Source organism: Sphingomonas sp. FW306-1B-B10E (assembly GCF_058782005.1).
Window position 1 is genome coordinate 1 of the sequence record NZ_JBYSXG010000089.1, and the last position, 9,124, is coordinate 9,124.

The window sequence follows — 9,124 nt, forward strand, 5'->3', positions numbered from 1 at the left end:
CTCCCCCGACCCCTCCCGCAAGCGGGAGGGGAGCGATCATCGCGAGCGAGGGAAGCGTCGCCGAGGATGACGGCTTCCGCCGAAGCCGCTACTGCCCCGCCATGACCAACATCCTCCTCACTGGCGCGAGCCGCGGCATCGGCGCCGCGATCGCGCAGTCGCTGACCGGCGACGGCGTCCGCCTCGTCGGCCAGGGCACCAACAGCGGCATTCCCGCCGACTTCACCGACCCCGCCGCACCGCAGCGGCTGTGGCAGCAGGCGCTCGATGCGCTCGACGGGCGGATCGACGTGCTGATCAACAATGCCGGCATCTTCGAAGCCACGCCGCTCGATCTCGACCATGACGATTGGGTCGCGGGCTGGGAAAAGACGATGCGCGTCAATCTGACCGCCTCGGCCGAACTCTGCCGGCTGGCGGTGCGCCACTGGCAGGCGGAGGGGCGCCCGGGCCGGATCGTCAATGTCGCAAGCCGCGCCGCCTATCGCGGCGATTCGCCCGCGCACTGGCATTATGCCGCGTCCAAGGCCGGAATGGTCGGCATGACCAAGTCGATTGCCCGCGGCTATGCGAGCCAGGGCATTCTCGCCTTCGCGATCTGCCCCGGCTTCACGATGACCGGCATGGCCGACGATTATCTGGCGAGCCGCGGCGGCGACAAACTGCTCGCCGACATCCCGCTCGGCCGCGTCGCCGATCCCGACGAAGTCGCGAAGCTCGCGCGGTTCTGCGCGCTCGAGGCGCCGCCCTCGATGACCGGCGCAGTGCTCGACATCAACGGGGCCAGCTATGTCCGCTGATATCGACAGCTGGAAGGTCACACTGCCGTGCACCCGTGCCGAGGCCGAGGCGATCGACGCCGGCGACTTCGCGCTCGACGCGGTGCTGATGACCACCGAGGAGGTCGAGGACAATAAGGAGCGCTGGCGGCTCGATGCCTATATGGAGGACGAGCCCGACGCAGCGATGCTGGCGGCACTCCGTGCGCTGGTGCCGAGCGCGGCCGGCACCGAGCCCGTGATCGAGGCGCTGACCGCCGAGGACTGGGTCAAGATGAGCCAGGAGGGGCTCGAGCCGATCCGCGAGGGCCGCTTCGTCGTGCATACCAGCGCGCACCCAGTCGAGGCGCCCAAGGGCGGCCGCGCCTTCCTGATCGACGCCGGCCGCGCCTTCGGCACCGGTCACCATGCGACGACGTCGGGCTGCCTGCGCATGCTCGACGCAATGTCGGATCGTAGCTTCGCCAGTGTGATCGATGTGGGTACGGGGACGGGGCTGCTCGCCTTCGCCGCGGCGCATCTGTGGCCCGATGCGAAAATCGTCGCGACCGACATCGATCCCGCCGCGATCGACGTAACGCGGGGTAATGCCGCCGACAACGGAATCGACGGGCTCGAACTGATCATGGCCGACGGCGCGCTGAGCGACGCGATCACTGCGCGCGCGCCCTACGACCTGGTGATCGCCAACATCCTGGCCGGGCCGCTCGTCTCGATGGCGCCCGAACTCGCGGCGATCGCCGATGCGAATGCGACGATCGTGCTGGCGGGGCTGCTCGAAACCCAGCGCGAAGCGGTGGTGGCGGCGTTCAAGGCGTGCGGCTGCGCGCTGGAGGAAGTCGACCGCCGCGGCGACTGGACGATCCTGCGGCTGCAAGCGGGCGCGACGCGCTACGTTCCGACCACCCCGCCCGATCCCAAGGGCCGCGACGGCTGGGCGCTGGATATCTGAGCGTCAGCTGTTGCTGATCGTCACCTGTCCGAAGGTCATGAACACCCGCGTCGGGCCCGTCGGCCCGCGATAGCCGCCCTGCGCGCCCGCGAGGTAGCAGGCCAAAGCGGTGAACTGCCACGCCTCGGCCTCGCTCGCGGCGATCTTGCGGGTGGTGTAGCGTTCGAGCCGATACTTCGCGCCGAACGCGCGCACTGCTCGCGCATGCGCGGCAAGCGGTCGCGGCACCGAAGGATGGTCCCATCCCCATAGCCAGGTACCGTCCTGGGTATTGAAGGTTCCGATGACCTGCACCGGGGCGACGATCTTCCACTTGCGCGGGTTGACGAAGGTGATCGTGCCCGCGTCGAGATCGACGTCCCAGCGCGACTGGTCGAGGTGCCAGCTCGCGTCGTGCACCCCGGTCTTGGTCTTCAGGTCCTCGACCGCGCGCGCGATCGTGTGCTGCGGCTCCCCGTCATGCTGCGCCCCGTACAGTCGAAGGAAGGGCTGCGTCACCCCCGCGCTCTCGCATGTTCCTGTGTGCCCCGCGTGATCACTTCGTCGCCGGGCAATATTTCCGCGATCGGAATATCGGGCAACGGCACTATCTCTTCGTACATCGGCGCGAAGTCGGTCTCGATCGTCACGCGCAACAACTCGTCGAAGCTCGGGATCACGAAGTAATTCTGCTGGAAGTCGTCGATCCGATAGTCGGTGCGCATCACGCGCTCGAGGTCGAAGCCAATGCGGTTGGGACTCGGATCGTCGAGCGCGAAGCGGCTCTCGGCAGAGCTCGACACGATTCCGGCGCCGTAGATGCGCAGTCCCTCGGCCTCCTGCACCAGGCCGAACTCGACGGTGTACCAATAGAGCCGGCCGAGCTGTTTGAGCGCGCCCAGCTCCATCGCGCGCACCCCGCCGCGGCCATAGGCTTCGAGATAGTCGGCGAACACCGGGTCGGCGAGCATCGGCACATGGCCGAACACGTCGTGGAAGACGTCGGGCTCCTGGATGTAATCGAGCTGGTCGGGGCGGCGGATGAAATTGCCCGCGACGAAGCGGCGATTGGCCATGTGATCGAAGAACACGTCGTCGGGGACGAGCCCCGGCACCGCCACGACCTGCCAGCCGGTCAGCTTCATCAGCCGCTCGGACAGCTCCTCGAAATTGGGAATGCCCGATTCGGACAGGCGCAGCGCGTCCAGCCCCTTGAGGAACGCCCCCGAGGCGCGCCCGGGAAGCAGTTTCGCCTGGCGCGCGAACAGCGTGTCCCAGGTGGCGTGCTCCTCGGCAGTGTACGCCTGCCAGTTCTGCGGTATCGTCCAGTCGGCGGCCGCTCCTTCGGGCGGACGGTCGAGGACATGGGTGTCGTTGGTCATCGGAACCGGCATAGCATTGTTGCAAATGATACGAAACGGCTTCGTACGAGCGAGGCGCTGGACGATGCGGATCGTGCTCGGATTCGGCGCGATCTTTTTATGCTATTTCCTCGCCGGGCTGGCGGGAAGCGCGGTTCCGACGAATCGCGAGTGGACGCCGGCGGCGCAGGGCGTGACCGTCTATGTGATCGACAACGGCATCCACACCGATCTCGTGTTGCCGGCCTCGGCGGAGGGCGTGGCATGGGACGATCTGCTGCGGCCCGGCGACCTTGCCGATCCCGCGCGCGCCGGGGCGAGCCACCTCGCCTTCGGCTGGGGCGACCGCGATTTCTACCTCAACACGCCGACCTGGTGGGATGTGAACCCGATCCGCGTGGCGCGGGCGTTCGTGGGCGCGGGCGATACGGTGGTGCACGTCTCGCACATCGCCGCGCCGCAAGTCGGCACGAACGCCAAGGCGATCGTGCTGCGGCCGGAGGAATATCGCCGGCTCGTCGCATTCATCCGGGGGACGTTCGGCGAAGGGCCGGCGGCACGCGGCTATGGCGCGGCTGACGCGTTCTATGTCGCGCGGGGCGGCTACAGCCTGCTGCGCACCTGCAATGCCTGGACCGGCGAGGCGCTCGCCGCGGCGGGCGTTCGGGTGGGCAGGTGGACGCCGTTTCCGTCGGGAGTGATGCAATGGTTCTGAGACTGGCAGTCCCTGCCTCCGCCGAAGTGCCGCCGCCGCCGCTTGCCTTGCTCTCCGAATGGCCGCGCGCGGCCTGGGGGCTGGGACAGTTGCTCCGGGATCGCAAGATGCTGGCGGACGTGCCGCCGGGCGACGGCCGCCCGGTGATCCTGCTGCCCGGGCTGGTCAATTCGGACCGTTCGAACTTCGTGATGCGGCGTTATCTCAATCGCCTCGGCTACCGCGCCGAAGGCTGGGCGTTGGGCCGCAACCTCGGCGTGCGCGCAGTCGGGCCCGAGGGCGAGCGGCTGATGGCGCGGATCGCGGCGCTGCACGCCGAGACTGGCGAGAAGGTCACCTTGATTGGCGTGTCGCTCGGCGGGATCATGGCGCGCGTCGCGGCGCACCGGCACCCCGAGCATGTCCGCGAAGTGATCACGATCAGTTCGCCCTTCGCCGGACCGCCGACCTCGACCAATGTCTGGCGGCCGTTCGAGTGGCTGACCGGCGAGAAGATCGACGATCCGGCGCTGAGCGCCCGGCTGGAAGAGGCGGCGCGGCCGCTGCCGGTTCCCGCCACCGCGATCTGGAGCCGCAGCGACGGGCTGGTCAACGGCCTGATCTGCCGCGAGCCCGAGGGCTCGCCAGGCGCAGCGATAGAGGTCCGGAGCAGCCATTTATGGGTGCAGATGCGGCCCGAGGTGCTGCGTGCGGTGGCGGAGATTTTGGGGCGGAATGGCGATGGGAGTGAAGACTAGCAAGCGACCGAGGGGACACCTCCCACTACCGGCTGGTTCTTCTTTAAGCCCTCTCCCGCTTTCGCGGGAGAGGGTTGGGTGAGGGTCTTCTTCTTTTGCCTCGTCAGCCCGCAGCGAACCCCAGCGCGGGCGCTCGGCATCGGTCGCGTCCTTGCGGAGCGACGACGCATGGGAACTCGTCTTTCGGCGGACAGGCGTGCGCATGCGACACGAAGTAGAAGAAAGAAGACCCTCACCCAACCCTCTCCCGCGAAGGCGGGAGAGGGCTAGAAGGCAATGATGGCTTTTTTTACCCGATCTCGGGCGTCCAAGCCCTCAGTTCGGATCGGACGCGCGGTAGCCCTCATAGGCGCCGCAGGAATCCGGGTTCTTGCGGCATTCCTTCTCGCGCTTGCGGCGCTCCTTGCCCTCGCGCGCTTCCTTCTCGCGCATCTTCTTGCCGTAGTTGCGGTCGGCCTCTTCCTGGCTCGTCGTGCTCCAGTCGACGACCTGGCTGCCCGCCTTGACCGGCAAAGTGGCGACGTCCCACGCGGTCTTGGCGATGCAGCCGCCGGTCAGCAACGGCAGCGTGGCGAGGATCGGGAGGAGCAATCGGCGCATGGCACTTACCTTCGATGGGCGGGCGTCGCCGAGGCAGCGCGCGCGGATACCGCTATATATGGGTAATCGCTGAACAATCCGTCCACGCCAAGTCCGATGAAATACGCGATTTCCTCGGCGAGACGACCATGTTCGGCCGGTGCGGCGCTGCTCCGATACGCCGGGAGCAGGAAGAAGTTCTCCGCGCGGAAGGTCCATGGGTGGACCTTGAGCCCCGCCGCATGCGCATCGGCGACGAGGCTCGTGGCCGGACCCGACGCCGGGACGATCATCGTCCGCTCGGGGCCGATGCCGGTGGCATATTCGGCGATCTTGGCCAGCCCCGCTGGCGTCGCCATCGCCGCATAGCTCGGTTCGGCATGGTCGGCAGGACCGCCGGTCGCGGCCATCAGCTGGATAAGGGGCACGCGCGTCATCCGCTTGAGCTGGCGGAGGTTGGCGACTTCGAACGACTGGATGAACACTGGCGCGTCGGCGCGGTCCCAGCCGGCTTCGCGCAGCTTGGCGACCAGCCGCGCCTCGAGCGGCAGCCCGATCGACGCGAAATAGCTTGGGTGCTTGGTCTCGGGATAAATGCCGATCGCCCGGCCCGTCTCGCGCGACGCCCTCTTGGCGAGCGCGATGATCTCGTCGAGCGTCGGGATCTCGGCTTGGCCGTCATGGCGGGTGTTGCCGGGACGGAGCTGGGGGAGGCGCTCTTTGGCACGCAACGTCTTCAGTTCGGCGAGGGTGAAATCCTCGGTGAACCAACCCGTCACCGCCGCGCCATCGATCGTCTTGGTCGCCTTGCGACCGGCGAATTCGGGATGGTCGGCGACGTTCGTCGTGCCCGATATCTCGTTCTCGTGGCGCGCGACGAGAACGCCGTCCTTTGTCGGCACCAGATCGGGCTCGATGAAATCGGCGCCCTGCTCGATCGCGAGCTGGTAGGAGAGCAGGGTATGCTCGGGCCGCTCGCCGCTGGCGCCGCGGTGCGCGATGACGATCGGGGAGGCGGGCATGGTTTTCTCCTGCACGCCGACACAGGCCTGCGCCAGCAGCAATGCCGCAACCGCCAACGATCTTGCCACGAAACTTTCCATGGCCCACGCGTTATCGGGGGTGTGTGACGGGAGCGAGGCGGAGCGTGGCGGAAAACGACAGCGTGTTGGCGGCTGCCCAGGCGTGGCAGGGCGCGCCGATGGCGCTCGCCACCGTGGTGTCGACCTGGGGCTCGGCGCCGCGGCCGCGCGGGAGCCATATGCTCGTCCATGGCGACGGGCGGTTCGAGGGATCGGTGTCGGGCGGTTGTGTCGAGACCGATATCCTCGCGACCGCCGAGGCGGTGATCGCGGGCGCGCCGGCGGTGGTGAAGCATTATGGCGTCGCCGATGCCGCGGCCTGGGAAGTCGGGCTGCCGTGTGGCGGGGAGATCGCGGTGTTGGTCCAGCCGGTTTCGGCCGAAGGGTTTCACCCGCAATTGTTCGAGGCGATCGCAGGGGCCCGCGCACAGGGCGCGGCGTTCGACGTCGCCACCGATCTCGCGACCGGGCGGAGCGCGCCCGGCACCGCGGGGGAGTTCGTCAATCGCTACGATCCGCCGCGGCGGCTGCTGATCGTCGGTGCGGTGCAGATCGCGCAGCGGCTCGCGGGGCTGGCGCGCGAGCTCGGCATCGCGACGCAGGTGATCGATCCGCGCGGGCGCTTCCTCACCGAGGAGCGCTTCCCCCGCGTGATCCTCGACGATCGCTGGCCCGACGAGGCGGTGACTGCATTACGCCCCGACCCCGCCACCGCGGTGGTGACGCTCAGCCACGATCCCAAGATCGATGATGCCGGATTGATCGCCGCGCTCCAGCATCCGACGGGCTATGTCGCGGCTTTGGGCTCGCGCAAGAGCCACGCCGCGCGGCTGGAACGGCTCGCCGCGGCCGGGGTAGGCGAGGCTGACCTCGCGCGGATCGAAGGGCCCGCCGGAATCGATATTGGCGGGATCGGTCCGGCCGAGATCGCGCTATCGATCGCTGCTGCAATGATAAGGAGTTTTCATGCTCGCGCCTGAACGGACTGCTCTGATCCTGCTCGCGGCGGGGCGCTCTCTGCGCTTCGCCGATGCCGACAAGCTCGCCGAGCCGTTCCTCGACAAGCCGCTGGCGTTCCACGTCGTGACCGCGCTCGAGAATATCCCGTTCCTCACGCGCATCGCGGTGGTTTCGGACACCAGCCTGGATTTCGCCGCGCTCGGCTACCAGGTCGAGGACAACCCCGATCCTTCGTCCGGGCAGGCGCGCTCGTTGTGCCATGGCGTGTCGGTGGCGCGCGACGCGGGCGCCGACGCGGTGCTGGTCGCGCTCGCCGACATGCCGCGCGTGACCGCGGCGCATATCTACCGGCTGTTCGACGCCGCCGACGGATTCGACACGATCGTCGCGTCGAGCGACGGCGTGCAGCCGCGCCCCCCGGCTTTGTTCGGCAAGAACATGTTCGACGACCTGCTCAAGATCGAGGGCGACGAGGGCGGCCGCGAGCTGATCAAGCGCGGGCACCATGTCGTGACCAGCCCGGCGGAGCTGGTCGATGTCGACACGCGCGACGATCTGGAAGAATTGCGCAAGCTCTACGGCCTGCCGACCGACGGGAAGTAGGATCCTCCCCCGGAGGGGGAGGGGGACCAGCGAAGCTGGTGGAGGGGTATTCTCCACGGGCGATATCGCTGGTGGAGAATACCCCTCCGTCAGCCTGCGGCCGCCACCTCCCCCTCCGGGGGAGGATTTCGGCTCATTCGTGCCGCAATGCGTCGATCGGGTTGAGGCTCGCCGCCCTTCGCGCGGGAAAATAGCCGAATACCACGCCGATCAGCGCCGAGACCAGGAACGCGATCATGTTGATCTTGGGCTCGAACAGGAACTCGACCTGCATCAGCGGCGCGAGCCCGAACACGACGAGCTGTGCGACGAGCAGCCCGACCAGCCCGCCCAGGCACGACAGCACCACCGCTTCCATCAGGAACTGCATCAGCACTTCGCTGGCGACCGCGCCGATCGCCAGGCGGATGCCGATCTCGCGCGTCCGCTCGGTCACCGAGACGAGCATGATGTTCATGATCCCGATCCCGCCGACGACGAGGCTGATCGCCGCCACCGCGGTGACGATCTGGGTGAGCAGGGTGGTGATCCCGGTCAGCGTCGCGCTGATTTGCGCTGTGTCGAAGATGTTGAAATCGTCTTCCTTGCCGCCGGTGATCTGGCGGCGCTCGCGCAGCACCTGCTGGATCGAGGCCTGGACCTGCGCGCCGTCATAGGCGGGGTCGACTCCGACCAGCATCAGCCGGATGTCGCGGCTGCCGGTAAAGCGGCGCTGGACCTGCTTGATCGGCATGATGATCACGTCGTCCTGGTCGCCGAACCCGCCCTGGCCACGCGTCGAGAGCGTGCCGATCACGTCGCACGACACGCCGTTGACGCGGAGCCGCTCGCCGACCGCCTCGCCGCCGCGGAACAGGTTGGTGCGGATCGTATTGCCGATGATGCACACCGCCTTGCCCGCCTGCTCCTCGGCGCGGCTGAAGGTGCGGCCCGAGACCAGGGGCCAGGGCTGGACCTGGAAGAAGGCGTTGGTGGTGCCGTTGATCGTCGTCGACCAGTTGGCGCCCTGATAGATTACCGTAGCGGTTGACTGCGCCTGCGGGGCGACGGCGTTGACCCCGGCGACCTGGCGCGCGACCGCCTCGACATCGGCTTCCTTGAAGTCGGGCGGGCGCGGCCCGCCGCCGCCCCGGCCGAAGCCCTGGCCCGGGCGGATCTGGAGGACGTTGGTGCCGAGGCTGGCGACCTGCGCCTGCGCCGCCTTGGTGGTCGCCTTCCCCAGCGTGACCATCGCGACCACCGCGGCGACGCCGATGATGATGCCGAGCGTGGTCAGGAACGAGCGCAATTTGTGCCGGAAGATCGAGCGGATCGCGAGGATGAAGGTGGTGCCGAACATGATTTAAAGCCCCTCCCCTTCAGGGGAGGGGTTGGGGT

11 protein-coding genes are annotated in these 9,124 nt (G+C 68.0%); 6 read left to right on the forward strand and 5 right to left on the reverse strand.

The genetic code is table 11. The features are described from left to right. Positions 1-101: 101 nt before the first annotated feature. Together AC3WJI_RS20970 and AC3WJI_RS20975 are read left to right on the forward strand one after the other, a co-directional pair. Positions 102-800 (forward strand): SDR family NAD(P)-dependent oxidoreductase, encoded by a 699-nt coding sequence (locus AC3WJI_RS20970; RefSeq protein WP_492759257.1) that lies wholly within the window; start codon positions 102-104, stop codon positions 798-800. After that, positions 790-1,731 (forward strand): 50S ribosomal protein L11 methyltransferase, encoded by a 942-nt coding sequence (locus tag AC3WJI_RS20975; protein WP_492759248.1) that lies wholly within the window; start codon positions 790-792, stop codon positions 1,729-1,731. The genes AC3WJI_RS20970 and AC3WJI_RS20975 overlap by 11 nt, the downstream gene beginning before the upstream one ends. 3 nt (positions 1,732-1,734) lie before the next feature. On the opposite strand, the gene AC3WJI_RS20980 is transcribed toward AC3WJI_RS20975, so the two are convergent. Together AC3WJI_RS20980 and phhA are read right to left on the reverse strand one after the other, a co-directional pair. After that, the gene (locus AC3WJI_RS20980) at positions 1,735-2,229 is read right to left on the reverse strand and encodes a DUF6882 domain-containing protein (protein WP_492759249.1); all 495 of its coding nucleotides are present in this window, start codon (positions 2,227-2,229) and stop codon (positions 1,735-1,737) included. Continuing rightward, positions 2,226-3,092, reverse strand: a complete 867-nt coding sequence (phhA, locus tag AC3WJI_RS20985) for a phenylalanine 4-monooxygenase (protein ID WP_492759250.1) — start codon at positions 3,090-3,092, stop codon at positions 2,226-2,228. The genes AC3WJI_RS20980 and phhA overlap by 4 nt, the downstream gene beginning before the upstream one ends. 64 nt (positions 3,093-3,156) lie before the next feature. Here phhA and AC3WJI_RS20990 point away from each other — a divergent pair, with 64 nt between their 5' ends. Together AC3WJI_RS20990 and AC3WJI_RS20995 are read left to right on the forward strand one after the other, a co-directional pair. Then, entirely contained in the window at positions 3,157-3,786 is a 630-nt protein-coding gene (locus AC3WJI_RS20990) for a TIGR02117 family protein (protein WP_492759251.1), read from the forward strand. Next, positions 3,777-4,523: an esterase/lipase family protein gene (locus AC3WJI_RS20995; RefSeq protein ID WP_492759252.1), complete on the forward strand. Its 747-nt coding sequence runs from the start codon at positions 3,777-3,779 to the stop codon at positions 4,521-4,523. The genes AC3WJI_RS20990 and AC3WJI_RS20995 overlap by 10 nt, the downstream gene beginning before the upstream one ends. 315 nt (positions 4,524-4,838) lie before the next feature. On the opposite strand, the gene AC3WJI_RS21000 is transcribed toward AC3WJI_RS20995, so the two are convergent. After that, positions 4,839-5,123, reverse strand: coding sequence for a hypothetical protein (locus AC3WJI_RS21000; RefSeq protein ID WP_492759253.1), 285 nt, complete (start codon positions 5,121-5,123; stop codon positions 4,839-4,841). Between the two features lie 5 nt (positions 5,124-5,128). Beyond that, a complete protein-coding gene (locus AC3WJI_RS21005) occupies positions 5,129-6,124 on the reverse strand; it encodes a glycerophosphodiester phosphodiesterase (RefSeq protein ID WP_492759258.1) in 996 nt (331 codons plus the stop codon). A gap of 125 nt (positions 6,125-6,249) precedes the next feature. Between AC3WJI_RS21005 and AC3WJI_RS21010 the strand changes: the two genes are divergently transcribed. Both AC3WJI_RS21010 and AC3WJI_RS21015 read left to right on the forward strand, forming a co-directional pair. After that, a complete protein-coding gene (locus tag AC3WJI_RS21010) occupies positions 6,250-7,164 on the forward strand; it encodes an XdhC family protein (protein ID WP_492759254.1) in 915 nt (304 codons plus the stop codon). After that, complete coding sequence (locus tag AC3WJI_RS21015) at positions 7,151-7,747, forward strand: nucleotidyltransferase family protein (RefSeq protein ID WP_492759255.1); 597 nt, start codon at positions 7,151-7,153, stop codon at positions 7,745-7,747. Before AC3WJI_RS21010 ends, AC3WJI_RS21015 begins: the two co-directional genes overlap by 14 nt. Before the next feature lie 133 nt (positions 7,748-7,880). Here the strand turns inward: AC3WJI_RS21015 and AC3WJI_RS21020 are convergent, their stop codons facing one another. Further along, the gene (locus tag AC3WJI_RS21020; RefSeq protein ID WP_492759256.1) at positions 7,881-9,086 is read right to left on the reverse strand and encodes an ABC transporter permease; all 1,206 of its coding nucleotides are present in this window, start codon (positions 9,084-9,086) and stop codon (positions 7,881-7,883) included. Positions 9,087-9,124: the final 38 nt, after the last annotated feature.

Bases quoted from the DNA above. Each gene is read 5' to 3' on its own strand.
- AC3WJI_RS21015 (WP_492759255.1), top strand. From the start codon at position 7,151: ATGCTCGCGCCTGAACGGACTGCTCTGATCCTGCTCGCGGCGGGGCGC.
- AC3WJI_RS21000 (WP_492759253.1), bottom strand. From the start codon at position 5,123: ATGCGCCGATTGCTCCTCCCGATCCTCGCCACGCTGCCGTTGCTGACC.
- AC3WJI_RS20975 (WP_492759248.1), top strand. From the start codon at position 790: ATGTCCGCTGATATCGACAGCTGGAAGGTCACACTGCCGTGCACCCGT.
- AC3WJI_RS21005 (WP_492759258.1), bottom strand. From the start codon at position 6,124: ATGCCCGCCTCCCCGATCGTCATCGCGCACCGCGGCGCCAGCGGCGAG.
- phhA (WP_492759250.1), bottom strand. From the start codon at position 3,092: ATGACCAACGACACCCATGTCCTCGACCGTCCGCCCGAAGGAGCGGCC.
- AC3WJI_RS21020 (WP_492759256.1), bottom strand. From the start codon at position 9,086: ATGTTCGGCACCACCTTCATCCTCGCGATCCGCTCGATCTTCCGGCAC.
- AC3WJI_RS20990 (WP_492759251.1), top strand. From the start codon at position 3,157: ATGCGGATCGTGCTCGGATTCGGCGCGATCTTTTTATGCTATTTCCTC.
- AC3WJI_RS20970 (WP_492759257.1), top strand. From the start codon at position 102: ATGACCAACATCCTCCTCACTGGCGCGAGCCGCGGCATCGGCGCCGCG.
- AC3WJI_RS20995 (WP_492759252.1), top strand. From the start codon at position 3,777: ATGGTTCTGAGACTGGCAGTCCCTGCCTCCGCCGAAGTGCCGCCGCCG.